We start from the raw sequence: 24,735 nt of genomic DNA, 5'->3' as shown, positions 1-24,735 counted from the left end.
AATCGGTCAATCACTGCTCCCTGGGGTTTTACCAGGTCAGCGTTCGTTTTGATGACGACCAGGACTGCCCTGTTGAACTGTCCCTGCGAGCCAGGACATCAACCACAACGATAGGCTATTACTACTATGAAATCACATTCCGATATAGGCTTGGTTGGCTTGGCAGTGATGGGTGAAAACCTCATCCTGAATATGGCGAGCAAAGGCTATACAGTTACCGCTTACAACCGCTCTGTTGAAAAAGTAGACGCCTTCCTCGAAGGCCGCGCCAAGGGCAAAACCATTCGCGGTGCACGCTCCATTGAAGAGCTGGTAGCCTCTTTGGCAAAACCACGCAAAATTATGCTGATGGTAAAAGCCGGTAAAGCGGTAGATGACTTTATTGAGCAACTGATTCCACACCTGGAAGAAGGCGACATCATTATCGATGGCGGCAACACTCACTTCCCCGACACTGACCGTCGCACCGCTTACTTGGCGAGTAAAGGTCTGCGCTTCATCGGTACCGGCGTATCCGGCGGTGAAGAAGGCGCATTGACTGGACCATCCATCATGCCCGGCGGCTCACCAGAAGCTTGGCCATACGTGAAAGACATTTTCCAGGACATCTCCGCCAAAGTAGCCGATGGCTCACCTTGCTGTGACTGGGTTGGAGAGAACGGCGCTGGCCACTTTGTGAAAATGGTTCACAACGGTATCGAATACGGCGACATGCAATTGATCTGTGAAGCCTACCAACTGCTGAAAGACGTAGCTGGCCTGACTGCTGATCAAATGCACGAAGTATTTGCCGAGTGGAACAAAGGTGAACTCGATTCTTACCTGATCGAAATCACCCGCGACATCCTCGCCTATAAAGATGAAGATGGCTCACCACTGGTTGAGAAAATCCTCGACACCGCTGGCCAAAAAGGTACCGGTAAGTGGACTGGTGTAATCGCACTGGATTTGGGTGTACCTCTCACTCTGATTTCTGAAGCAGTATTTGCGCGTTGCTTGTCATCGCAAAAAGCTGAACGTGTTGAAGCTGCGAAAATTATCAAAGGCCCAGCTGTGACCATCACCGCTGACAAACAAGCCTTTATCAATGACGTACGCAATGCAGTATTCGCTTCAAAAATTATTTCTTACGCTCAAGGTTATTTGTTGATGCGTGAAGCGGCGAAAGAATACGGTTGGAACCTGAACTACGGCGGCATCGCTCTGATGTGGCGTGGCGGTTGTATCATTCGTTCATCATTCCTCGGCAACATCAAAGAAGCATTCGATAAGAATCCTGAATTGAAAAACCTGCTGTTGGATGATCACTTCGCAAAAACTGTTGATGCAGCTCAAGCTGGCTGGCGTCGTGTTGCTGCTGCTGCGATTGTTAACGGTATCCCGGCCCCAACAATCACTTCAGCACTGACCTACTTCGACGGCTACCGCACTGCACGCTTGCCAGCAAACCTGCTGCAAGCCCAACGCGACTACTTCGGTGCGCACACTTACGAGCGCCTCGACAAACCACGCGGCGAATTCTTCCACACCAACTGGACCGGTCGCGGCGGCAACACCGCATCGACCACCTACAACGTTTAATTTTTTAAACGCGGTGTGAGAAAAACAAAAACCCGAATCAGAAATGGTTCGGGTTTTTTGTTGGTGTGTTCAGTCATCGTTTTCCCGTAGGTTGGGGTGAGGAACGAACCCCAACATTCGTAATCGCAAACCGCACATAACTTAATTAATAAGAAAAACAACGGTACACGAATTTGGTGTTGGTGGTTGCGGAGAGATGGTCATGTTGGGGTTCGTTCCTCACCCCAACCTACATTTACACCGATAAAATTTATTGAGTAATGCCATGAAAAAACGAACCGATAACGCGTCACAAGATAATTCAACCAATTCGATATTAGAGGGAATTAAAAAAGGAGAAGAAGCCATAAAGAAAGGAAATGTACTCACGCATGCGCAAGTCAAAGAAAAACTCAGGAAGTGGCTTAAATCTTAATTCACTGGGTACAACCTCATGCTAACCGGACTCAATCACATCACCATTGCTGTTTCCGATTTGGATATTTCTTTTGATTTTTATTGCCAACTTTTGGGATTTAAACCTCATGTGCGCTGGGATGCAGGAGCCTATCTCACACTTGGAAATTTGTGGCTTTGCTTATCGCTTGATAAAACAGCGCCGGCAACTGATTACACACATATCGCACTGGATTGTGCGCCAGAAAATTTCCGCGCAATTGCGATAAAACTATGTGAAGCCGGAATTCAGGAATGGAAGCAGAACACCAGTGAAGGCGACTCTTTATATTTTCTCGATCCAGATGGACACAAATTGGAAATTCATTGTGGCGACTTACAAAGCCGTTTGGATTCATTAAAAGAGAAACCGTACAAAGGACTGATTTGGTATTGATACTGTCACAAAAGCGTCAAGAAAGCGCGGGTGAAAAACCGTTATGCTGATACCACAGTCAATTGCGGAGCGCGCCTATGACGGTTCAGCAGCCTTATTCCGATGTTGCCAGTGCGTCGGCCAGTCATTTACGCAGCGATGCTGAGCGCCGCCGTTTTGAGCAAAAAATTCCTGAATTGCTGGAGCTTGAGCGGCTGATTCAACAATTTCCGCAGCACCTTCACACCCGCACTGAAACGCTGCTCGAATCCGAGTGGGGTAACTTTCCGCTCTACTCGCTTACACTCGGCAATAAAGATCCTTCAGCGCCTACATTGTTAATGACGGGCGGCATGCACGGCATTGAACGCATTGGCAGTCAGGTATTGATTGCGTGGCTGCATACGCTGTTGGAGCGATTGCAGTGGGATGCGCAATTGCAACAGCAACTCACGCAGATGCAGTTAGTGCTGCTGCCGATTTTAAATCCGGTCGGTATGTACTTGAATCAACGCGCCAATGGCAATGGCGTGGATTTAAATCGCAATGCGCCGATAGATGCCGAAGGTGCTGTGCCACTGCTTGGTGGCGGTCACAGACTCGGGGCGTTTTTGCCCTGGTATCGCGGGCGCAAACGCGGGCAGATGGAAATTGAAAATATCGCATTGGAGCAAGTGTTACAGCGGCAAATTTTTAATCGCCCTTTTGCAGCGACAATTGATTTGCACTCGGGCTTGGGCATGCAGGATCGGCTTTGGTTTCCGCACGCGTATCGCAAAAAAGCGATTGGCAATATCGCCGAATACATCGCACTGAAAATGCTGTGGGAGCGCAGCTACCCCAATCACACTTATATTTTTGAGCCGCAATCGATTCATTATTTATCCCACGGTGATTTGTGGGATTATTTTTATTATCAGTCGCGCGCGCAGCAGCAAACGCATTTTTTACCGCTTACATTGGAGATGGGCTCCTGGATGTGGGTGAAAAAAAGTCCGCGCCAAATCTTCAGTTTTGCGGGATTATTTAATCCGCAAATGCAGCATCGCCTTACGCGGGTGTTGCGCCGCCATATTGTGCTGCTGGATTTTATGCTCGCCGCCACGCTCAATAATCACAATTGGCTGCCAGATGAAAAACAGACTGGATTGTTAAAACAAACCGCACGGAGTTTATGGTTTACATGAAGCACATAGTGTTATTGCGCGGCCTTGCGCGCGAGGCGGCGCACTGGTTTGAATTCCCGCAACAATTGCAAAAATATCTTGGCGATGAAGTGCAAATTCACTGCATCGATTTTCCCGGCTGTGGGCATTATTTTTCGCAGCCAGCGCTTGGCTCCATCACTGCAATGACAGACCACGCACGCAGCGAACTCGCGCGCTTAAAAATCAATGCATCAGGCGATGCAATTTATCTCGTCGGCATTTCCATGGGCGGCATGATCGCGTTGGATTGGGCGCAGCGTTTCCCGCAGGAAATAGAAGGGTTAGTACTTATCAACTTCAGCACTGGTAGCCAGCCATTTTGGTGGCGTTTACGCCCAAGCGCATGGGCGGGCATGATCTGCGCGCTATTTGCCTCTATGCCCACGCGCGAAGCGGGAGTTTTGAATATTGTCAGCAACAAGCCAGAGGTTCGCGCGCACTACTTGCCGCAGTGGTTGCACATCCAACAACAGCACCCGGTATCGCGCGCGACGATTATTGCGATGCTGCGTGCAGCGGCAGCTTTTCGCCCGCAAGCATCCTGCAAGGCCGATGGGTTAATTCTGGCCAGCACCAGTGACCGTATGGTGTCGGTACGTGCCAGCGAAGCCATCGCCACCCAATTTAATTGGCCGATTGCGCTGCATAAATCCGCCGGTCACGACTTGCCGATGGATGCCCCGGATTGGACGGCGCAGCAGATTGCTAATTGGCTGGCGAAAAGTGCATCAAACCGCCGTAAAAATGCGATGTAAACGATTACAAATTTACAAATATAAACCCCTCTTAACCCATCGCCCAACTAGACTTGATCGCAACCTGCCCTAATAAGAGGCTGGATTCATACCGTGTTTGCCGTGCACCTGACCGCAATGAGCAGCGCAACAATAACGATCGAGGCTCTTAATGAACAAACCGAACCTGCTTATTCCATTAGTCGCGGAAGACATAGCTACATCCCAGGAGCAGGAGATAAACAACTCGCGCCGCTCGGCAATCAAACAACTTGCATTGGCCTGTGGCTTGGTTCTATCCAGCAGCTCACTCTCTGCACTTGCCGCTAGCGTAACGCCTCCTACCGATTTATCGCGCAGTAAAAAAACGCTGTTAAATTCAGATCAGTTAGCACTGGTACGTGAACTGGGTGAAATTATTATTCCCACTACCGATACTCCCGGTGCCATTGCTGCAGGCGTGCATGATTTTATTAATCATTTCATCGCCTACTGTGCGACACCTGCAGAGCAGCAAGAATTATTCGCTGGTTTAAAAACTATCGACACTGCTGCGCAATCTCGCGTTAAAAAATCTTTTTTAAGCGCAAACAAAACTGAACAAATTGAATTACTGACCAGTATGGAAAAAGCGGCTGATGGTTTTACCCAAAACGATCGCCACTTTATCAAGCAATTAAAAGCGCTGGTCACCTTCGGCTATTACACCTCGGAAATTGGCGCCACTCAGGAATTGGCTTACCTCGCAATTCCCGGCGGCTACAAAGGCAATTTCAAATTCAAAGATGTCGGCAAAGCTTGGGCGCTTCCGCAATAAAGCATTCGCCTAATTACCCAATCCGACACTCTTGGCTGCGGCCAATATTATTTGAATTTAGTCAGGTGAGATTTTCATGAGTAACAGTATTTACATTAAAAAAAGCGCCCAAGTATTTGATGCAATCGTGGTAGGTTCCGGTATCACCGGCGGCTGGGCCGCGAAAGAATTAACCGAGAAAGGTTTAAAGACTCTGATGGTCGAGCGCGGCCGTCCGGTTGAACATCGCAAAGATTATGTCGGCGAAGGCATTAAGCCTTGGCAGATGCCATTTCGCGGCAAAGTGGAAAACAGCATTGTCGATGAACAGCATTACGTGCAAAAAAAATGTTACGCATTTAGCGATGCAACTAAACATTTTTTTGGCAACGACAAAGACTATCCCTACAGCACGCCTAAAGATAAACCTTTCGACTGGATTCGCGGCAATCAGCTGGGCGGAAAATCCCTGCTCTGGCATCGCCAATCCTACCGCTGGGCAGAGCACGATTTCACTGCCAACGCGCGCGATGGCCACGGCGTAGACTGGCCGATTCGCTACAAAGATGTTGAAAGCTGGTATGACTACGTTGAAACCCACGCAGGTATTAGCGGCTCGGTAGAAAATCTGGAAATTTTGCCTGACAGTAAATTTTTACCGCCGTTTGAAATGAACGCGGTAGAGAAAGAAATGAAAGCGCGCATCGAAAAAAAATGGAAAACGCGCAAATTAATTATGGGCCGTACCGCGCATTTATCTGTGCCAGCACCGCACCATACAGCGCAGGGGCGCATTCAATGCCAAGCGCGCAATGAGTGTCAAAAAGGCTGTTCGTTCGGCGCCTATTTTTCTACGCAAAGCTCAACACTGCCGGCGGCCTTGGCGACCAATAATTTGTCGATTACCACCAACAGTATTGTGCACAGCGTGATTTACGACCCCAAAACCAATCGCGCCACCGGTGTGCGTGTGATTGATGCCGAAACTATGGAGACGCGCGAATATTTTGCCAAGGTTGTTTTCCTGTGTGCATCTACACTCGGCACCACGCAGATTATGCTCAACTCGGTGAGCGAAAGCTTTCCAACCGGTATCGCTAACTCGTCTGGCGCACTCGGCCATTATTTGATGGACCACCTCTACGGCGCTGGCGCATCTGGCCGCGTAGAAGGTTTCACCGACGAATACTATTCCGGTCGCCGCCCCACTGGTTTGGTTATGCCACGCTTTACTAACTACAGTGAAATGAATTCCAACTTTTTACGCGGCTATCAATTAACCGGTGCAGCCTTCCGTGAAGATTGGAACAGCCTCGGTCAACGCGATGGATTTGGTGTGGACTATAAACAACAAATTCGCAATGCTGGCGGCTGGATATTCAGCTTGGGCGGTTCAGGCGAAATGTTGCCGCGCTACGAAAATCAGGTTTCCCTGCATCCAACCCTGAAAGACAAATGGGGTATGCCGCAGTTGCACATTGAATGTGAACTCACCGAAAACGATTGGAAGATGTTTGAAAACATCGCCGACACCGCTGCCGAAATTTTGGAAGGCATTGGCGTAAAAGATGTAACGAAAAAAATCGATGCAAAAAAAGATTGGCACCCCGGCCTCGCCATTCACGAGATGGGCACAGCGCGCATGGGTAAAGATCCTAAAACATCAGTGCTTAATGGTTTTAACCAAACGCACGATATTCCCAACCTATTTGTTACCGATGGAAGTTGCATGGCTTCAAGCGCTTCGCAAAATCCATCCTTAACTTATATGGCGCTTACTGCGCGCGCGGTAGATTATGCAGTAGCGCAAATGAAGCTCGGAAAAATTTAACTAACCACAAGGCTGATAATTAATATTCACTACAGACATTAACAATTAATACGAAATCACCCAAAAGCGATTTCCACACAGGAGCACAAGATGACACTATCAAAAACAATAAAAGCCTTAACACTGGTTGCAGCAGCAAGCATGAGCAGTGCCGTATTTGCAGATGCGCCTACACCTACATCGCCGCAATTAAGTGTGCAACTCTGGTCAATTAAAGATTCAGTTGCAGCCGACTTTGAAGGCACACTGAAAAAACTCAAAGCAATGGGTTTTCAAGGCATTGAATTCGCTGGCAACTTTGGCCCTTACGAAAAAGATCCAAAAGGTTTAAAAGCCTTTTTGGAAAAAACCGGTTTAAAAGCCTCTGGCGCGCACGTACATTTTGATAAATTATCACCCGAAAATTTTGATGCAACCGTCGCTTTCTACAAAGCAATCGACTGTAATTATTTGATCATCCCAATGGATCAACGCGCATTTACTACTGAAGGTGCAAAAGAAGTTGCCGCGGATCTGGAAGCAGTTCAGAAAAAATTAGCGGCGCACGGTATGCACACTGGCTACCACAACCATAAGCCGGAAATGCTCGGTGAAATGGGCAAAACCCCTTGGGATGTGATTGGTAAAAACACATCGAAAGATGTGATCATGCAACAAGATGTGGGTTGGACTGAAGTTGCCGGCAAAAACCCTGTTGATTTTGTTAAGGCTTACCCTGGCCGTACCATCACCACTCACTACAAAGCCGCTGCGCCGGACGAAGGCAACAAAGAGAATCCAATTCTTGGCCAAGACACCACCGACTGGAAAGCGCTGATCGAAGCCAACAAAACCTACGGCGGCACACTCTGGTTCGTAGTTGAGCAAGAAGTGTATCCAGAAGGTATGACACCTATGCAAAGCGTAGAAGCATCACTGAAAGGCTTGCAAAAAATTATTGCTGATTCAAAATAATTCATTTGCGCCGCACAAAAAACGCCGCACTGCGGCGTTTTTTATTTTAAGTAAACAATACTAAAGACAACGACAATAACGCACTGGAGAACATATGAACCTGACTCGCATCGGCATTTTAGTCGCCGGAATAACTTTGAATGCCAGCATGGCTGTGCAGGCTGCAGAATTCAAACAATTACCTACTCATACAGGTGGGCGTGTATTGGTCAGCAATGTGAGCGGCGAGCAACACTATGAATACTCATGGCCAGCAGTCTATTTTGAAACTGCATTTAAAGGCGATTCGCTTACAGTTAAGTTTGATGACGACCAAAATAATTTTCAATTAATTGTTGATAACAACAAACCCATTCTGATCAAAAAACCCGGCAAACAAGATTATGTAGTCCCCGGCTTAAGCGCAGGAAAACATCAGGTGCGCCTGGAAAAAATCAGCGAAACCCAATCCAGCAGTGGCCGCTTCCTCGGTTTTTATAGCGATGACAAGCCCGCAAAACTTCCCAAGCGCAAACGCCAGATTGAATTTATTGGCGATTCCTACACTGTTGGTTACGGCAATGTATCGCCGAGCCGTGAATGCACTAACGAAGAGTTATTTGAAACCACTAATTCACAAGTTGCGTTTGGACCGCTGGTCGCCAAACATTTCAATGCGGACTACCAAATCAACGCATCTTCCGGTTTTGGCATAGTGCGCAATTACGATGGCCATTCACCGGATAAAAGTCTGATTGGCCTCTACCCGTTTACGCTTTACAGCAACAATTACGTTTACAACAGCGATTGGCAGCCACAAGTAGTTGTGATCGGCTTGGGGACTAACGATTTTTCCACCAAACTCAAAGACGGTGAACGCTGGAAAACCCGTGAAGAACTGCAACAGGATTACATCAACAAATACGTTGAGCTTGTAAAATCTTTGCAGCGCAAAAATCCAAAAGCGCAATTTATTTTGATGGCATCAACCAACGTCGAAAACGAAATTGCCAACCAAGTTGGTAAGGTGCTGGAACAATTAAAAGCATCAGGCATGAAAAAGATCGATTCAATTATTTTCAGCGGTTTGGATTTCCAAGGCTGTCATTGGCATCCATCCGCTAAAGATGATGAAACCCTTGCCAAGATACTGACGGATTACCTGAGCTCAAACAAAGTCTGGTAATTCCCCAAAATCGTCCCTTGCCAAAAAAGCCACCTCAATATACGATTCATATACATTTCGCATATTGAGGTAATTATGGGCATTGTCAAAATCAGCGATGAGTTGCACGAGGAAATTCGCAAAGCCAGCTCAACCATGGTGCGCTCAATTAATTCGCAAGCAGAATTTTGGATAAAAATCGGCATGCTTGCCGAAACTAATCCCGGCCTCACTTACACAGAAATCCTGCGCGAACAATTGCGCTTAGTTAATGATGAGGCTGTGCTCCATGAATGAACCCATCATCAAAAGCAGCAGCGAATTAGTGCTTATGCGTGAGTCCGGGCGCTTGCTCGCATCGGTATTCGACTTTCTCGATCCGCACATGCAGCCGGGCATATCCACCATGGAAATCAATAATCTGGTGGAAAATTTCATCGTTAACAACCTTCAGGCGCGCCCCGCCAGCAAAGGCCAATACGATTATCCCTTTGCATTAAATACCTCCATCAATGATGTGGTTTGCCACGGAATGCCATCGGCAACTCAACTGCTAAAAAATGGCGATATTATTAATGTTGATATCACACTTGAGAAAAATGGTTTTATTGCCGACTCCAGCAAAATGTACATGATTGGTGAAGTATCTCCCCTTGCCATGCAGCTGGTTAAAGAAACCTACAGAGCCATGTGGAAAGGCATTCGCGCAGTAAAACCGGGGGCAACCCTGGGTGATATAGGCAATGCCATACAACAACACACCAACACCAAAGGTTATTCAATCGTGCGTGATTATTGTGGCCACGGTATTGGGCGTGAAATGCATGAAGAGCCGCAAATTCTGCACTACGGAAAACCTCATACAGGCATGGTATTGCACGAAGGAATGACATTTACGATTGAACCTATGGTCAACCAAGGCGAAGCAAAAACAAAAGTAAAACGCGACGGCTGGACGGTTGTCACACGCGATAAAAAACTCTCTGCTCAATGGGAGCACACTATCGCCGTTACCGCTGATGGCTATGAAGTTTTAACCCTGCGCAGCAACGAACCTCATTTTGTAAGCTAATTAACCTTCCACACACGAATTAAACACTTCTGCTTTACTCGTATGTAAAAAAACGCATAGTTGCTGGACAGGAAAGGTCAGCGCAGTAATCATTCGTGTTTATACAATAAGCAAAAAATTATTATCACAATAAATAGCATTTATTCGGCAAGGCTTTTCGGTTGGCAATCATCAACTACCGGAAAAAATAATCATGAAAACTATTATTACTACCACTGCGGCGCTATTACTTTCACTTCAGGCCGCAACTAGCAGCGCACAAAATCCGTTAAATTTTGGCAACAATATTCGCACCGCCGACCCCTCTGGCCATGTGTGGAATGACGGAAAAATGTATCTCTATACATCGCACGATGAAGAGTGCCAGGAAGACTTTCATATGAAAGACTGGTATGCGTTTTCATCGTCCAATCTGGTCGATTGGAAAACCCACGGGCCTTTATTATCCGTTGATGATATTAGCTGGGCAGATAATTTTGCCTGGGCGCCAGACGCTGCCTACAAAAATGGAAAATATTATTTAATTTTCCCTGCTGGCACCGGCTACAAAGACAGAATTAATCCAGAAAAAAGTACCAAATGGATGGGCTTGGGCGTAGCCGTAAGCGATTCACCTACAGGCCCCTTCAAAGACGCCATCGGCAAGCCTTTATTTACTACGCCTTATGCGAATGATCCAAGCTTATTGATCGATGACGACGGCAAAGCCTATTTGTATTTCCACGGCATGGGCGCTGATTATCAAGTCGCAGAAATGGCTGATGATTTACTCAGTATAAAAGGCGGCCTGCAAAAAATGGATATGGGCGGCCATGAGCCGAAAATGGAAGGCCCCTGGGTATTTAAACGCAACGGACTCTATTACTTCACCATGCCGGAAAATAATCGGGTGCTGACTTACTACACGTCCAAATCACCCAAAGGCCCGTGGAAATATCAGGGTGAAATAATGAATGAGGAACACGGCAACAACCATCATTCAATTGTTGAATACCAAGGCCAATGGATTTTGTTTTATCACCGCTGGTTTGAAACTCCCGGTTGCCATAAAAAACAGCGTCACGTAACGGCAGAATATTTATATTTCAATGATGATGGGACTATTCAGCCGATCAAACGTACTACTCAAGGTATTGGCGATTTCCCCGAGCATATTAAAAAGCTTAAAAATACGACCAAAAAATAGAGCACAGTCAATAAATAAGTTAAGTTCCAAATAAAAAAATGCCGCTCAATTAAGCGGCATTTTTATTTTCAACCACTAAAACAATCCGATCACACTTTATTGCCCAGCGGTAATTTAGTGACAGGTTTTCCGGTTGCGGCAAAAAGCGCATTGGCAACCGCACCTGCAATTGGCGGCAACCCAGGCTCACCGACACCCGATGGTATTTCGGCGGAGGGCACTATATGCACTTCTATTTTGGGCATAGAGTTTATGCGCATCAATGTGTAGTTATGGAAATTACTCTGCTCGACCACACCATCTTTTAAGGTAATGGCTTCGCCCAGTGCAGCACTTAAGCCCATTCCAATACCACCTTCCATTTGCGCGCGAATCACATCGGGTGTTACGGCAACGCCGCAATCCACTGCGCAGACAACGCGCTCAACTTTAAATGTTTTGTCGGGGTTGATGCGCACTTCTGCAACTTGCGCAACCCAGGTTCCAAAAGATTTATGCACAGAAATTCCGCGCGACACGCCAGCGGGCAATGATTTTTTCCATTCCGCTTTTTCGGCAGCCAGATTTAATACACCCAGTGCGCGCGGCTCTTTGGCGAGCAACTCGCGGCGAAAAATAACCGGGTCTTTTTTTGCTGCTTTTGCAAGTTGATCAACAAACGTTTCCACCACAAAGGCATTGCCTGAGTGGCCAACCGAGCGCCACCAAAGCATCGGCAGCTTTACCGGAAATTCCGAGCCCTGCACTTGCAAATGCGGAATGGCGTAGTGCATGTCTTCAATGCCTTCTACCACGGTACTATCAACTGGCCCCTGCACCATTCCTTCAAAAGGCGTACCGCGCAAAATAGATGGCGCTACCGCGTGATGCTGCCAAATCAATTCACCATCATCAGCAACGGCGCCGCGAATATGATGAACAGCCATTGGACGATAGCGAGCATTCAGAATTTCATCTTCACGAGTCCAAAGCATTTTCACTGCGCGACCGGGAAGCTGCTTGGCAATATTAGTGGCATCGACCACATAATCACTTGCGCAAGCACGACGACCAAAACTTCCGCCCGCGTAAAGTGTATTGATTTTAACTTGCTCAGGTTTCAGCCCCGTGAGCTTACTTACCTCCTGCTGATCGACCGTTGGCATTTGGCAGGCATACCATAGCTCACACTGATTTTTTTCCACTTTCACTACACAGTTCAGCGGTTCAATTGCGCCGTGAGTCAAAAATGGTAATTCGTATTTTGCTTCGATAATATTAGAAGCATTAGCAAGTGCAGCGGCGGCATCGCCATTAGTTTTTACCCTGTGACCGCTTTTATCTGCAAGCTCGTGAGATGCTTTAAATAAGGCATCACTTCCGCGCATTTCACACGCCGACAAATCCCACTCTATAGATAATAATTTTCGCGCTTGATTGGCAGACCAAAAATTATCGGCAACCACTGCAACACCGCGAGGAATTTCAATTACCGCTACTACACCGGGCGATGCTTTGGCTTTAGCGGCATCCAGTTTTTTCACCTTGCCGTATATTTGTGGTGGATACGCAACTAATGCAGTGAGCATGCCGGGCAATTGAATGTCTTGCGTGTAAATTGCCGTACCGTTGGTTTTATCTGCACTGTCTTTGCGTGGAATTGTTTTTCCTATCAACTGAAATTGTTGTGGATTTTTTAATTCCGGTTTTTGTGGCACCGGCAAAACTGCCGCCTTCGCCACCAGCTCACCAAAACTTGCCGAGCGATCACCATGAGTGACTAGCCCGTTACTTACTTGAATTTCTTTCTCTGGCACTTTCCATTGCGCTGCAGCAGCGGCCACCAGCATTGCGCGCGCCGCAGCACCGGCATTGCGCAACTGCATCCATGAATTGGCTATAGATGAAGAGCCACCGGTACCTTGCGCAGGCCCCCAAAATAAATTGTTGTATTGCGATGCATCGGCAGGAGCAAACTCCCACGCCATTTGCTCCCAACTTGCATCCAGTTCTTCCGCGACTATCGCAGTAAGGCCGGTGCTCACACCCTGCCCCATATCCAAATGCTTAACCACCATTACCACTTTGCTGTCTGGAGTGATTTTTAAAAATGCATTGAAAATGGGAGTGGCCGTCTCAGTAGTTTTTTTATCAGCTGCTGCAATATTTACGCTGACAAATCCGCTGCCAATTAATAACCCACCGCCCAGACCAAGACCGTGTAAAAAAGTGCGGCGCGATAAGGCCAGCGATTCAGATTCCGACGAAGTAATTTGCCGTTTGAGAAAATTCATTTAGGCACTCTCCCCCAACTGATCGGCTGCTTGGTGAATAGCGGCGCGAATACGATGATAGGTTGCACAGCGGCATAGATTACCTGCCATAGCTGAATCGATTTGTTCATCGCTAGGATTTTTGTTGGTTTGCAAGAGCGCAGTGGCCGACATGATTTGTCCTGATTGACAATAACCACACTGCACCACATCCAGTTCGCGCCATGCTTGTTGTACGGCTTGAAACGCGGGCGATGCAATGCCTTCTATGGTTTCTATTTTTGCACCTGCAACTGCAGATACAGGCAAACTGCATGAGCGAACCGGGCTGCCATTCATGTGCACAGTACATGCGCCGCACAGCGCCATTCCGCACCCAAGTTTAGTGCCCGTCATATGCAAGTGATCGCGCAACACCCACAGCAGTGGAGTATCAGGAGTGACATCCAGCTCTTGCGCCTTACCATCAATCGTAAGCGAAATCATACAGCTATCCTCTGCAATAAAAATTCAATCAGCGAACACGGATTATCACCAGATGCTTTTCAGAGGTTCCCTAAGAAAGCTCCAGTGTTATTAAATAATTTTTTTAAGATAAGTTTTTAAATCGACAGGTGTATCAATATCAAATTCTGCGGATGGCATAACCACAGGAACAATTTGATCAGGACAACTTAACAGTAAATTTTTTGCTCCGCGATCACCGCGACACTCATACAAACGCGCTTTAAAATTCGCGGGAAAAATCGCCGGCACGCCGAGGGTATTAGCGAAACTGGCGCAGGCAATTTTTTCTGGCTGCTCGCGCCACTGGCGATACAGCCGCTGCAAATCCTGCGCACTTACGAGCGGTTGATCACCGAGCATCACTAACACCGGATTTGCATTCTGCAAATGCTTTACACCAAAGGCCAATGAGTTGCCTATGCCTAAATCCCAAGCGCGGTACTCCAACAATTCGATATTAGAATCCGTCACTCGTTTTGGTTTGGCATTAAATTCAGACAATATTTGCGTGAGCTCTGGATAAAATGCACCACCGATCACACAGATGCGCGCCGGATTTAATTTGCGCGCTGCAGCAATACTACTGGCGATCAACGGCTGCCCTTTCCAATCACTTAATAATTTGCAGCTACCAAAACGACTGGAGTTACCAGCCGCAAGAATTAAACAATCGATTTGCAGATCTGTTTTCATGAATACACCGCCTTAGTTATTGTTGGAGTGAGCTCATCAACTGCATTTAATTCGCTCATCAGGTTGATTAGATGTAAGGGTTGTGCGCTGCTGCCAAAAATCCGCGCATGGCATTCAGCTAATACAGATAACGCGATACTCTCAGGCAAATCACCGCCCAAGGCCAAGCCCATAGGCCCGGCAATTGGATGGCGTAATTGCGCCTCAGTTAAACCCGCAAGCGCAAGCACTTCTGCTTTACGTTTGGCGGGGCCGAGTAAACCAATATAGGGCTGCATTAATGCGGGAGTTTGCAGGGCAGCAATCGCCGCCGCATCCAACCCCAGATTGTGATGCGCAACGATTACTGCATCGACCTGTTGCAGAAAATCAGCTTCCAGTTCCGTTGCAGAAACACTTAACGCTGTTACACCTGCGGGAAAACTATCGCGCTTGGCTGATGACAAACGCTGATCCGCTAACGTGACTCGCCAGCCAAGCACCAACGCCAATTGACACAGGGGAATAAGATCAACTCCGCTACCTAGAATTAATAAATGCGGCAGCGGATTAATTAATGTTGATAAAGATTGTTGCGGATTACCAACAGCGCCGAGACTTAGCTTGCCGTGTTGACGCTGTGAAAATAAACGCACGCAGGGAGTAAAACTCGCATCGGCTTGATCGATTTGCAATTGAAATTCGCACGCTTGCTGCTGTTGCAGACACGCAAAAACTTCTGGTAATTGAAGAAAATTATTCTGTTCGTTGCAAGGATGCAAAAGCACTTCTGCCGCACCGCCACAACCAATACCCAAACGCCACGCAATATTAGTGTCATCAGTCGCATCGTAAATAATGCGGCGTGATTTTCCGAGCGCGATGACCTTGCGCGCCTGTAATAATAAATCTGACTCAATACAGCCGCCGCTTAATAGCCCGAATTGATGCCCTGCATCGCTGAGCAGCATTAAGGCACCGGTTTTGCGATACACGGAACCGCGCGTATTGATGACCGCCCCCAGAACCCAATTGGCCTCGGTTTTCAGCGGCATCCAGCGCGCGAGCAGATGATGGAAATGATTGGACATGGGCAAGTATCCGTATTGTTACCATTATCGGACTACTGAGCCGGTAGATAATCCCATCGCAGCGCGAGAAAAACAGCAGAATTAACAAAACTAAACAGCGTGAAACAAAAGTGATGGCCTGAGCACCGCTAATGACCAGAATTTGTCAGCGCGGCGTCAGGAAAATGTCAGCGAGAGATAAAAACGCTATAAAAAAAATTATTTAATGAACAATTCCATATTGCACAGCATCGGTTGCAAAAAGTTGATTTACCCAGAGATCTTGCTGGTAGTGATTGGCTTTTTCCATCTCTACGACTGGTTGCAGCAATTGATGAGAAAGCGCAGGCGTGACGTAACAAGCGAGCGTCTGACGAGCGATATAGATTATGTGTGCGAGCAATTCGCGCTGATTGTTTTTACACAGGCTGTAGCCGTATTCAAGCAAGGTGCGCGTGTAATTTTTGATTGCACAATTTTTACAGTCAGCAATATGAATCAACAGCTCTGCAAGACTATAAGTCTCTTGATACATATCCACTGCGGCCGACCAGTGTTGCGCATGTAGTTGTGCGCGCGATTCGGCCAATAAAAATCGCCAGCGATGAATGGATTGCAGTAAAAATTGTTGCTGTTTTGTTTTCACATCAGCATCAATATTTTGGTCCTTTGCTTCTTCATCGCTGTACATGGCGGTTACTCCTTTTCTTGATCCGTTACGAAGCAAGCGCGCAGTTTTCGTATTCCACGATAATTTGCCCAACCCATGCGGCAATGCGGCCATCGGTCAATTCAAACTGCTGGTCTTCATCAATCGCCAGGCCGCAAAACTCGGTTTTATCGGCATTGAATGCGAGCGATGCAGCAACGTTGTAGCCGTCGGTAGGCCAGCTGCCAATGACTTCAGCACCGGTCGGCAATACACGCTCATACAACCAGCCCATGGCATCGACAAAATAATCGCCGTAGCCACGCTGATCGCCCAAGCCATAAAGCGCAACCACCGCTTCTGACAGATCGGCCTGTTGCAGATCGGATTCAAAATCTTCCCAGTCTTCTTGAATGCCGCCGAAATCCCAGGTCGGAATGCCCATGATCAAAAATTTGTATTGAGACAGTACAGTCGAGGTCACATCGGTAACGTTCATCATGTCTACCGAATAACCGTAGTTACGCAGCAGGGTTGCGATCTTTCCACCAACTTCTTCGGTGTTACCGGTATCTGTGCCAAATACCAGCGCGACTTGTGCGAGAGATGCCATATCAGTTTCCTAAAAACACTATCAACGAGAAAATTAATCAGGTCGCAATAATACACAAATGAGAAATATTATCAACAATATGCACAGACGACTGCCCTCCCAAGCAGCTAACAGGAGGGTGATTGTGGGTAGATGATCACAGGAAGATGATTGCGGGAATTAATAGATATGACAGCGATGAGAGATTAAGGACGTTTTGAGTAATTAGGGATGCCTTGAGTAGGTGCGCAGCCGGGTGTGATCCGGGTTTCCCAAACTGCCGTCATCATCGGGGTTAGTGAGTTCGATCAGTTTGCGTTTGGACAAGTTAAGCCGATCCAAACGCGCACCAAAATGCGCATCAAATATAATCCGCTGTTGACCATTTGCGGCAAGCTGCTCAAGCCCCAGTGTGAGCCGTTCTGCGAGCATCGGGTAGGCAGGGCTCACGTAAAAATACACGGGCATAGGCATATAGATAAGCAGACTTTGCTCTGGCACCAGATTGTCCACCTCTGCACCGTCGATAGTGTAGTGATCATCGATTTCAATTACGCTCAGCGGCACAAAAGAATAGCGTTTACCCGCAAGCATCTTTAATAGCGACTCCATCGTAGGCGGCTCGACCAAAGTAAAACCATTGTGCCGATACACATGCCCTTCCCAACCGCGCCCAAAACCCATTGAAAAGTCCGTCAATTGTTTCAAGGTTTTTACTTTGCTAAATCGCGGCTGATCCTCGCTGCGAATCAATAGAATGCGATACCCCATCAAGCCATTGAGCAAAGGTACAGGAACACGAATCAGCCCCTCGCGCGCGCCTTTCTGATTAGGAAACCCGACCAGCCGATCTACATTGATTTTTTCACCGTCAACCAATAGCTCGTGCTTGCGTTCGGAATTCAATGATTCCTGCGTAAATGCTAAACGATATGAACCGTGCGTCGGCTCAGTAGTTTTGAGCGCGGCATTAAGCAGCGCGAGGTAATAATCCTCACTCACCAGCGAAGTGTTATTGCCCAAATATTTAACCAGCAGCGGCTCCTCTGCCGAGACTGGCGCAATCAGGCATATGAGTACACAAACAACTAATAATCGGAATTTAATTGAAGGTTGATTCATAACAGCCTCCCCGTTTAGGGTGTAATTATGAATTTAATGCTAGCAGGTGTTTGGCGGATGGGATAACCGCTGGAGATAAAATTAAGGCGACACAAAGGTCGCCTTAAAAGCTAACTGTTATATATTCGGATCAAACAGAAGATATGAACTATTCCTCTGGTAACTCGCGATTGCCAATTAGCGTTGTATAGTTTTCGCGATAGTCATCCATGTGCTCTTTAAGAAAATCGCGATAACGTCCGGTCAGATAATTAGTTGTCCCTTCTACATCCTCGGCAAACTCATTTTTGTCGAGCGAGCTTTGCGCCACCACATAGGCATTAAAGCGCGCCGCCGCATTCATCAGCGCCGCACTCACAATACCCGGATCAGCTGTTTCGCAATCATCATTTGCCTGGTCGATGTATTTTTCAACCAGCTCCCAAAACAGATCATCATCACTTTTATTGCTCATGTTGCACTCACCAAATTGAAATAAGTTGCCAATGTTAATCCAATCGCCCCTGCAAATACATTACAGGGGCGCACAGGCTTTAATTTAAGGGGGCAAATGGTTTTGCTTTGAAATTAGTGCCGCGTAATTGCAATAGCGCCTGACCACTTTTGCCGCTGAACATCAAGCCTTGGTAAATATTGATCAGATCTTGTTTGGTCACTTTTTTCAAAGCAGCCAGATAGCGGTCGCGTGCATCAAACTTGTATTTGCCATCCCAGAATTCGCTCGAATATAGCCCGGCTTCAGCATAAAAGTCGGTTGGCTTTTGCAGCAAATTGGCGATCATCGCCTGTTTGGCTTGTTCAACATCATCCTCACTTGTCGCTCTCAATTCAGCCAGATAATCCGTACGAAACTTATCCATGCGCGCTTTAATTCCGGGCAGATCGGTATTGGAGCTTTGCACCAGCATTACAAAACCGGGAATCTCATCCACCGCATAATCAAAACTGGTCACCACATAACCCAGTTGCTCATGGGTGCGTAGCTGCATAAAAAAGGCGTTGCCAAATAAGGAATTCAATACGGCCAATTGCGCTTGTTCATCATCCGATTTTTTAGCACCAAACCAACCCTGCATTAATGCGCTATCGGCAAGCTCAACATCATCCTTAAATTGGATGGTCTTTCCTGCCGCAGGAGTAACGTAAGCAGTGAGCGCACGCTGCTCAGGCTTGCGTGTACCCGGCAGAATTTTAGCAGCAGCCAAGGCCATCTCTTTTACCTGTGCTTCAGTGTAATTGCCAACCGCATAAATACGCAGCAATGGGTTTTGTTTGATCGAAGAATGAAATGCAATAACATCATTTTTGTTAATGCTGGCGGCAGCTGCTAACAAGTCTTCATCGGTCCACTGCACTTTATTGGTCAGACGTTGTGCATGGCCAACCAATTGGCGGTAAACATGATTCTTTTTCTTGTTGGCGATATTTTTTTGCAGGCTATCCATGGCCTCGGCAAAATGTTTATCACTAATATCCAAGGCAGAAAATTCATTCAGCATTTGCTGCAACAATTGCGGATGCTTGGTGGTGTAACCTGAGATAAAAATTCCCTGACTGCCGGTACTCATCAGGCTCGCCGAAACACCCAAGGATGCACGCGCGGCACGATCAGATAAGGTCATAACCTGCTTGTTATAAACATCGTTAACCAACGCAGCCAGTACCGCATTTTTGGCGGTGCGAGTGGCGAAATCCACATTGATTTGCAGCGATAACTGGCCTTTATCTTCACGATAAAATTCAGGATGCGTTAAATAGGCTTCTACTCCCGTTTGACTCACTACCTGATGTGGCTTGAGATAAAGATTATCAACAATAGGCGCAGGCTTATCGGTAAACAGATCATTCAGCGGCGGCAAATTAAATTGATGCTGTTTGGCAAGCGAATCCCAACGGGCAAACTCTTCCGAGGTAATATCGCGGATTGCGTAACTGCCATCAAAGAATGGCACAGGTGTGTCGGTTTTTTCATTTTGATTGACGTACCACACGCGCGCCTTACGTTCATCTAACTGCGCGATTAATGACTTAATGACTTTTGCATCGTAACGGTCATAAACATAATCGGCGTTCAGCAAGTTTTCTACCGGCAAATCAAACTGTGCCATTGTGATTCCAACCGCCTGATCCAATGGCTCAGGTTTAGGTGCATTGGCAAAGTCTTTGGTGCGCATGGCTTGCAGTTCGCGGTAGTAATTCGCATTCAGACCTTCGCGTTTAATGAGATCGATGTAAGAAAAAATTGCCGCGAGGATTTCATCTTGCTGCTGTAAACCTGCATCGGTTAATTCTGCTTGCACACGCAAGAAACCATCCGGCCCATAACCTTCTGCATCGACATAGGCGGTAATCATTTTTACCAAACCTTTTTGGCGCAGCTGCTCACCTAGCGTGCCCGGCTCCTCGGAGGTAATTAAATTGCGTACAAACTCATTGGGTTTTAATCGCCACTGCTGCTTGTTGGACTGCACAGGAAAATCCACGTACAGCACCTTCATATCTTTAATAGGCTTGTAGTGAATACTCTTGCCCATTTGCGCTTTAGTTAAACCCGGCTCAGTCACATGGGGCATGGCGACATTTTTATTGGGAATAGATGCAAAATGTTTTTCTGCCATCGCCTTTAATTCTGGCAGCGATTGTTTGCCGACCAACGTCAGCTTCATGATATTGGCAGAGTAATAACGGTTATAAAATTCTTTTAGTTCATCTTGCAACTTGGAGTCTGGTTTATCTTTTAAGGTATCCAGATTGCCGATATTAAATTTAGCGCTGGGGCTATCCGGATTAGCGGTAAAACCTTGCAGTGCAAACAGATTCCAACCGTCCTGTGCTTTTTGCAATGACCACTCGTTGTTAACTGCGTTGCGTTCTTTATCACTGAAGTGAGGATCAAAAGTCGGCGTTTTAAAATAATCGCTAAATCTGTCTAGCGCCTCGTCAAATTTTCCGGCGTTAATTTGGAACAGATAATTGGTTTTATCGTAAGCGGTAAACGCATTGGTCATGCCGCCATTGGCTTGGGTGTATTTCATAAACCCATCTGGCTCGGGATACTTTTCTGTACCCAAAAACAACATATGCTCCAGATAATGCGCCAAGCCCAATTGATCTTCAGGATCATGTGCGCTGCCCACGCCTACCGCAAGTGATGCAGCAGAATTTTCCAAAGATGGATCAGACACCACCACCACTTGCAGTCCATTGGGCAACAACATGGCCGCATATTGGCGGTCATCATTCGGGCTTTTAATAATGGTGACTTGCTCGGGGTTTTGAACAACAGGTTTAGTGGTAGTGGATTCACAGCCAACCAGACTGATCGTACCCAGCATGAATAAACTGCATGCATAGGCCGTGTAGCGCTTTAACATAGCGGAGTTCCTTTTTTCACAGATATTCTTTAGTAACGGTTGTTTCGCGAGGCTATTTATAGAATTGAAATTTCGATAAGCGCGACGAAGCCTAGCAGGTTTTAGGTGGCTGCGCACAGCTTGTTGTATGACCTATTGAGCGCCTTTGGGTTCCGCCGATGGCGGCAGATTCAATTTCAGTGTAGAAATAAAATGCCGTTGGCTTTGCATGGTTGCGCCCGAGCTTTCATCTTTTACTTCACGTTTGATTGCCAGCAAGCGATTACCATAGCGCTGATATTCGGTATGAATTTCATTCTTAAACTTAAAACCAATCACGATAAAAATTCTGCCCGATCCCACCTCTGTCAACTGGCTCGCAAACGGAACACCTTTATCATCAATCCAAACCAAAAATCGATTGGTATATTTTTTAACGTATTTGCGATAACTCTTATCGATTCGCTCTTTGGGCATACTAAACGTTAGCAAGCGCGCGGGACGATTATTGTGCGCATCCATTTTTTCATTGATAAATGTATATCGCCCCAAGACCAACTCCATTTGCTCTGCAGGATACAACAGCTCGCGCCACTCCCAATATTGAAACTGCCCCACAGCATTAAGTGCAGAATTTTTTACATCTTCATCGTCAATTTTGGCCAGCTCTTCAGAGTGAAGTAGCTCAATCAGTTCGGGCGAGTGAATTACGCGCAACCCGTTTTTATCATCTTCAAAACGAAGGTTAATTAAGCCTTCGCGATCAATTAATTGTTCGTGATCGCCACTGCGGCCGAATAATGTAAATTGCGCATCAACCACAATAGGAGCTTTTGATTGTAACTGCGCAAGTGACTGACGTAGGTCGGATACTCCATCAGCCTTCACTAAAGCTGCCACTGCCAACAAAGCAGCTACAGCCAATTGCGCTATTATTCGTAACAGGACTCTGAACATAGCTAAATCCTTTCACCTCTTTATCGCTACAAACCTTATGCAGCATAGCAATAGCCGTTTAATAAGCGCTAAAAAATAAGATTAAAAAATTGAAAGCCCAGACTAAGACAACTATTCTAGGTTGATTGAGATGCCGCACTGCAAGAGCACACCACTGGATCATCGCCATGAATCGTCTAACATTTCCAGCGCTGGGTAAATATCTGGATTTACTGGTCGATACCCTTTGTGTGGTCGATAAAAATGGCCATTTCCTCTATGTTTCACCCAGCGCCGAGCAGATTTTTGGCTACACCCAAGCGGAGATGATGGGCAAGCAAATGCTCGACTTGATTCATCCCGATGATCGCCAGCGCACCCTTTGCGCAGTCGATAAAATTGTCGCCGGTGAACCCCAGCCCCATTTTGAAAACCGCTATATCCGCAAAAATGGCGATACTGTACATATCATGTGGTCAGCACGCTGGTCTGAAAGCGATCAGTGTCGGGTTGCTATCGCGCGCGACATCACCCGCCGTAAACAAGCCGAATCCATTCAGCAGGCGGTGTTTGCAATTGCAGAAGCCTCACATAACGCACGGGATTTACGCACCCTGTTTACCGAAATACATCGCATTGTTGGTGAACTATTACCTGCGGAAAATTTTTCGGTTGCCCTGCAGGACAAAACCTCCAAGCGCATTACCTTTCCCTATTCACGCGAACAAGTAGAAGTGTCATTTGGGCAAGATGGAGCACACACCAGTGATCGATTACTTGAACAAGTATTAAGTAGTGGCGAGGCGCAATTATTTAATGCCAATAATGAACATCAATCGCTACAAAGCTGGCTGGGCGTACCACTGAAATCCCATTCAGAGGTGCTGGGCGCATTAGTGCTAAAAAGTTTTTCCACCAAACAACAATACACTGAAAAAAATATTGAGCTTCTGCAATTTGTATCCACCCAAATTGCTACCGCCGTTGAGCGCAAACAAATGATGGCGCGATTGGAACATCTTGCGCTTTACGACCAACTCACCCGTTTACCCAATCGCACATTGTTTTATGATCGCATTCATTCTGCAATCGCTCGCGCAAAACGAAACTCCAGTATTTTTTCATTGCTCTATCTGGACTTAAATAAATTCAAAACTATTAACGACCAATATGGGCACACCACCGGCGATTTATTATTGGAACAAGTCGCGCGCCGCTTGGAGCAATGCGTGCGCGAATGCGATACGGTTGTGCGTTTCGGCGGCGATGAATTTGTAATCCTGTTGGAAAATATTCATCGCGCCGACGAGAGCCACAACATTATTCTGAAAATTAAAGCTGCATTCGGTGGAGCATTTGATTTAGCGGGAACTCAAATAAACATCATGCCCAGCATTGGTATTGCACATTATCCAGAAGACGGAGACAGTGACACCCAACTACTGCGCAAAGCAGATCAGAGTATGTATCAGGAAAAATATCAGCCAGATTAATCATCGCGCGCTTTAACCTGACTCGCGCCGCTGGCGTCGGTTTTAGCTTTGGGGCGGCCATAATAATTAATATTCGATGCTCCACTCGCCTGAGCTTCCAACTCATCAGTTACTGTAACTTCAATTTGGGATGCACCGCTGGCATCGAGCTTTGCATTCTTGGCTGTTAACTTTTTCGCTCTCATATTACTCGCCCCGCTCACATTGACCTGCAGCGACTGCACATTGCCCGCTTTTACTTTTGCATCCGATGCGCCTGACAATTCATACTTTTGAAATTGACTATGCACCCGCTCACTGCTCATTTTGGCTGCACCGGATAAATCTACGCGCAATTGGTTTGCATCAACATCAGCAAAGTCAACTTCTGCCGCTCCGCTATTGTTGAGCGCAAAATTTTCGCTTTTTAGATCATTTACTTTTGCGTAGGCGCCGCCGGATAACTCCAGATATTCAAGTTGCTTTACACGCAATACAATTTTTACGTGATCATCTCCCTGACCAAACCAATTAAAAAAATTGTTATCGCTTTTAATCCAGACACTGACGCGCTTGCCGGTTTGATCGACTTTCACCCGCTCCATGACTTCTGCATCGGCCTCAATTCGTAAGTACTCGCTACCATCTTGAGTTATTTCAATTTTAGCGCCGCCACCAGCTGAGAATTCGCTGAAGTCTTTCACCGGATAGGTTTTGGCAATTGAGCCAGCCCAAGCAGCTGACGCCAGAACACTGAACATAAACACTGAAATTAGCGATTTAAAAACCATGA

At 46.7% G+C, this 24,735-nt stretch carries 24 protein-coding genes; 13 read left to right on the top strand and 11 right to left on the bottom strand.

Annotated elements, in window-relative coordinates; translation table 11 throughout:
• Positions 1–126: 126 nt before the first annotated feature.
• The 12 genes from gnd (at position 127) to SPL68_RS05305 (ending at position 11,317) form a co-directional block, all read left to right on the top strand.
• Entirely contained in the window at positions 127–1,581 is a 1,455-nt protein-coding gene (gene gnd, locus SPL68_RS05360; protein ID WP_323814046.1) for a decarboxylating NADP(+)-dependent phosphogluconate dehydrogenase, read from the top strand.
• Positions 1,582–1,846: 265 nt separating this feature from the next.
• Complete coding sequence (locus SPL68_RS05355; protein ID WP_323814045.1) at positions 1,847–1,996, top strand: hypothetical protein; 150 nt, start codon at positions 1,847–1,849, stop codon at positions 1,994–1,996.
• A gap of 18 nt (positions 1,997–2,014) precedes the next feature.
• Positions 2,015–2,413: a fosfomycin resistance glutathione transferase gene (gene fos, locus SPL68_RS05350; protein WP_323814044.1), complete on the top strand. Its 399-nt coding sequence runs from the start codon at positions 2,015–2,017 to the stop codon at positions 2,411–2,413.
• 77 nt (positions 2,414–2,490) lie between these two features.
• A complete protein-coding gene (locus SPL68_RS05345) occupies positions 2,491–3,579 on the top strand; it encodes a DUF2817 domain-containing protein (protein ID WP_323814043.1) in 1,089 nt (362 codons plus the stop codon).
• Positions 3,576–4,355 (top strand): alpha/beta fold hydrolase, encoded by a 780-nt coding sequence (locus SPL68_RS05340; protein WP_323814042.1) that lies wholly within the window; start codon positions 3,576–3,578, stop codon positions 4,353–4,355. Before SPL68_RS05345 ends, SPL68_RS05340 begins: the two co-directional genes overlap by 4 nt.
• A gap of 151 nt (positions 4,356–4,506) precedes the next feature.
• Positions 4,507–5,151: a gluconate 2-dehydrogenase subunit 3 family protein gene (locus tag SPL68_RS05335; RefSeq protein WP_323814041.1), complete on the top strand. Its 645-nt coding sequence runs from the start codon at positions 4,507–4,509 to the stop codon at positions 5,149–5,151.
• Positions 5,152–5,227: 76 nt separating this feature from the next.
• Entirely contained in the window at positions 5,228–6,961 is a 1,734-nt protein-coding gene (locus SPL68_RS05330; protein WP_323814040.1) for a GMC family oxidoreductase, read from the top strand.
• 90 nt (positions 6,962–7,051) lie between these two features.
• The gene (locus SPL68_RS05325) at positions 7,052–7,915 is read left to right on the top strand and encodes a sugar phosphate isomerase/epimerase family protein (RefSeq protein WP_323814039.1); all 864 of its coding nucleotides are present in this window, start codon (positions 7,052–7,054) and stop codon (positions 7,913–7,915) included.
• A gap of 94 nt (positions 7,916–8,009) precedes the next feature.
• Positions 8,010–9,080, top strand: coding sequence for an SGNH/GDSL hydrolase family protein (locus SPL68_RS05320; protein WP_323814038.1), 1,071 nt, complete (start codon positions 8,010–8,012; stop codon positions 9,078–9,080).
• A 75-nt stretch (positions 9,081–9,155) separates the two neighbouring features.
• Positions 9,156–9,356 (top strand): ParD-like family protein, encoded by a 201-nt coding sequence (locus SPL68_RS05315; RefSeq protein WP_323814037.1) that lies wholly within the window; start codon positions 9,156–9,158, stop codon positions 9,354–9,356.
• Positions 9,349–10,131 carry a type I methionyl aminopeptidase gene (gene map, locus SPL68_RS05310; RefSeq protein ID WP_323814036.1) on the top strand — a complete coding sequence of 261 codons (783 nt, stop codon included), beginning with the start codon at positions 9,349–9,351 and terminating at the stop codon, positions 10,129–10,131. The genes SPL68_RS05315 and map overlap by 8 nt, the downstream gene beginning before the upstream one ends.
• Positions 10,132–10,324: 193 nt before the next feature.
• Positions 10,325–11,317, top strand: a complete 993-nt coding sequence (locus SPL68_RS05305) for a family 43 glycosylhydrolase (RefSeq protein WP_323814035.1) — start codon at positions 10,325–10,327, stop codon at positions 11,315–11,317.
• An 89-nt stretch (positions 11,318–11,406) separates the two neighbouring features.
• Here SPL68_RS05305 and SPL68_RS05300 read toward each other — a convergent pair whose 3' ends face one another.
• The 10 genes from SPL68_RS05300 to SPL68_RS05255 form a co-directional block, all read right to left on the bottom strand.
• Positions 11,407–13,590 (bottom strand): xanthine dehydrogenase family protein molybdopterin-binding subunit, encoded by a 2,184-nt coding sequence (locus tag SPL68_RS05300; RefSeq protein WP_323814034.1) that lies wholly within the window; start codon positions 13,588–13,590, stop codon positions 11,407–11,409.
• On the bottom strand, positions 13,591–14,055 hold the full coding sequence (locus SPL68_RS05295; protein WP_323814033.1) for a (2Fe-2S)-binding protein: 465 nt from the start codon (positions 14,053–14,055) through the stop codon (positions 13,591–13,593).
• A gap of 90 nt (positions 14,056–14,145) precedes the next feature.
• Complete coding sequence (locus SPL68_RS05290) at positions 14,146–14,769, bottom strand: nucleotidyltransferase family protein (RefSeq protein WP_323814032.1); 624 nt, start codon at positions 14,767–14,769, stop codon at positions 14,146–14,148.
• The gene (locus SPL68_RS05285) at positions 14,766–15,839 is read right to left on the bottom strand and encodes an XdhC family protein (RefSeq protein ID WP_323814031.1); all 1,074 of its coding nucleotides are present in this window, start codon (positions 15,837–15,839) and stop codon (positions 14,766–14,768) included. Before SPL68_RS05285 ends, SPL68_RS05290 begins: the two co-directional genes overlap by 4 nt.
• Positions 15,840–16,041: 202 nt before the next feature.
• The gene (locus tag SPL68_RS05280; RefSeq protein ID WP_323814030.1) at positions 16,042–16,509 is read right to left on the bottom strand and encodes a hypothetical protein; all 468 of its coding nucleotides are present in this window, start codon (positions 16,507–16,509) and stop codon (positions 16,042–16,044) included.
• A gap of 25 nt (positions 16,510–16,534) precedes the next feature.
• Entirely contained in the window at positions 16,535–17,080 is a 546-nt protein-coding gene (locus tag SPL68_RS05275; protein WP_323814029.1) for a flavodoxin, read from the bottom strand.
• A gap of 204 nt (positions 17,081–17,284) precedes the next feature.
• Positions 17,285–18,181, bottom strand: coding sequence for a hypothetical protein (locus tag SPL68_RS05270; protein WP_323814028.1), 897 nt, complete (start codon positions 18,179–18,181; stop codon positions 17,285–17,287).
• Positions 18,182–18,329: 148 nt separating this feature from the next.
• Positions 18,330–18,635 carry a DUF3144 domain-containing protein gene (locus SPL68_RS05265; RefSeq protein WP_323814027.1) on the bottom strand — a complete coding sequence of 102 codons (306 nt, stop codon included), beginning with the start codon at positions 18,633–18,635 and terminating at the stop codon, positions 18,330–18,332.
• A gap of 79 nt (positions 18,636–18,714) precedes the next feature.
• Complete coding sequence (locus SPL68_RS05260; RefSeq protein ID WP_323814026.1) at positions 18,715–21,555, bottom strand: insulinase family protein; 2,841 nt, start codon at positions 21,553–21,555, stop codon at positions 18,715–18,717.
• A gap of 132 nt (positions 21,556–21,687) precedes the next feature.
• Positions 21,688–22,491 (bottom strand): hypothetical protein, encoded by an 804-nt coding sequence (locus tag SPL68_RS05255; protein WP_323814025.1) that lies wholly within the window; start codon positions 22,489–22,491, stop codon positions 21,688–21,690.
• Positions 22,492–22,658: 167 nt separating this feature from the next.
• Between SPL68_RS05255 and SPL68_RS05250 the strand changes: the two genes are divergently transcribed.
• Complete coding sequence (locus SPL68_RS05250) at positions 22,659–23,963, top strand: diguanylate cyclase domain-containing protein (RefSeq protein ID WP_323814024.1); 1,305 nt, start codon at positions 22,659–22,661, stop codon at positions 23,961–23,963.
• On the opposite strand, the gene SPL68_RS05245 is transcribed toward SPL68_RS05250, so the two are convergent.
• Complete coding sequence (locus tag SPL68_RS05245; RefSeq protein WP_323814023.1) at positions 23,960–24,733, bottom strand: head GIN domain-containing protein; 774 nt, start codon at positions 24,731–24,733, stop codon at positions 23,960–23,962. The two genes, SPL68_RS05250 and SPL68_RS05245, sit on opposite strands and share 4 nt — an antisense overlap.
• Between the last annotated feature and the right edge of the window lie 2 nt (positions 24,734–24,735).

The organism is Cellvibrio chitinivorans, assembly GCF_035117775.1.
Classification (GTDB): domain Bacteria; phylum Pseudomonadota; class Gammaproteobacteria; order Pseudomonadales; family Cellvibrionaceae; genus Cellvibrio; species Cellvibrio chitinivorans.
This window is presented reverse-complemented; position numbering and strand designations above follow the sequence as displayed.

Excerpts from the sequence above, each read along its gene's own strand:
- gnd (WP_323814046.1), top strand. The coding sequence starts at position 127 with ATGAAATCACATTCCGATATAGGCTTGGTTGGCTTGGCAGTGATGGGT.
- SPL68_RS05355 (WP_323814045.1), top strand. The coding sequence starts at position 1,847 with ATGAAAAAACGAACCGATAACGCGTCACAAGATAATTCAACCAATTCG.
- fos (WP_323814044.1), top strand. The coding sequence starts at position 2,015 with ATGCTAACCGGACTCAATCACATCACCATTGCTGTTTCCGATTTGGAT.
- SPL68_RS05345 (WP_323814043.1), top strand. The coding sequence starts at position 2,491 with ATGACGGTTCAGCAGCCTTATTCCGATGTTGCCAGTGCGTCGGCCAGT.
- SPL68_RS05340 (WP_323814042.1), top strand. The coding sequence starts at position 3,576 with ATGAAGCACATAGTGTTATTGCGCGGCCTTGCGCGCGAGGCGGCGCAC.
- SPL68_RS05335 (WP_323814041.1), top strand. The coding sequence starts at position 4,507 with ATGAACAAACCGAACCTGCTTATTCCATTAGTCGCGGAAGACATAGCT.
- SPL68_RS05330 (WP_323814040.1), top strand. The coding sequence starts at position 5,228 with ATGAGTAACAGTATTTACATTAAAAAAAGCGCCCAAGTATTTGATGCA.
- SPL68_RS05325 (WP_323814039.1), top strand. The coding sequence starts at position 7,052 with ATGACACTATCAAAAACAATAAAAGCCTTAACACTGGTTGCAGCAGCA.
- SPL68_RS05320 (WP_323814038.1), top strand. The coding sequence starts at position 8,010 with ATGAACCTGACTCGCATCGGCATTTTAGTCGCCGGAATAACTTTGAAT.
- SPL68_RS05315 (WP_323814037.1), top strand. The coding sequence starts at position 9,156 with ATGGGCATTGTCAAAATCAGCGATGAGTTGCACGAGGAAATTCGCAAA.
- map (WP_323814036.1), top strand. The coding sequence starts at position 9,349 with ATGAATGAACCCATCATCAAAAGCAGCAGCGAATTAGTGCTTATGCGT.
- SPL68_RS05305 (WP_323814035.1), top strand. The coding sequence starts at position 10,325 with ATGAAAACTATTATTACTACCACTGCGGCGCTATTACTTTCACTTCAG.
- SPL68_RS05300 (WP_323814034.1), bottom strand. The coding sequence starts at position 13,590 with ATGAATTTTCTCAAACGGCAAATTACTTCGTCGGAATCTGAATCGCTG.
- SPL68_RS05295 (WP_323814033.1), bottom strand. The coding sequence starts at position 14,055 with ATGATTTCGCTTACGATTGATGGTAAGGCGCAAGAGCTGGATGTCACT.
- SPL68_RS05290 (WP_323814032.1), bottom strand. The coding sequence starts at position 14,769 with ATGAAAACAGATCTGCAAATCGATTGTTTAATTCTTGCGGCTGGTAAC.
- SPL68_RS05285 (WP_323814031.1), bottom strand. The coding sequence starts at position 15,839 with ATGTCCAATCATTTCCATCATCTGCTCGCGCGCTGGATGCCGCTGAAA.
- SPL68_RS05280 (WP_323814030.1), bottom strand. The coding sequence starts at position 16,509 with ATGTACAGCGATGAAGAAGCAAAGGACCAAAATATTGATGCTGATGTG.
- SPL68_RS05275 (WP_323814029.1), bottom strand. The coding sequence starts at position 17,080 with ATGGCATCTCTCGCACAAGTCGCGCTGGTATTTGGCACAGATACCGGT.
- SPL68_RS05270 (WP_323814028.1), bottom strand. The coding sequence starts at position 18,181 with ATGAATCAACCTTCAATTAAATTCCGATTATTAGTTGTTTGTGTACTC.
- SPL68_RS05265 (WP_323814027.1), bottom strand. The coding sequence starts at position 18,635 with ATGAGCAATAAAAGTGATGATGATCTGTTTTGGGAGCTGGTTGAAAAA.
- SPL68_RS05260 (WP_323814026.1), bottom strand. The coding sequence starts at position 21,555 with ATGTTAAAGCGCTACACGGCCTATGCATGCAGTTTATTCATGCTGGGT.
- SPL68_RS05255 (WP_323814025.1), bottom strand. The coding sequence starts at position 22,491 with ATGTTCAGAGTCCTGTTACGAATAATAGCGCAATTGGCTGTAGCTGCT.
- SPL68_RS05250 (WP_323814024.1), top strand. The coding sequence starts at position 22,659 with ATGAATCGTCTAACATTTCCAGCGCTGGGTAAATATCTGGATTTACTG.
- SPL68_RS05245 (WP_323814023.1), bottom strand. The coding sequence starts at position 24,733 with ATGGTTTTTAAATCGCTAATTTCAGTGTTTATGTTCAGTGTTCTGGCG.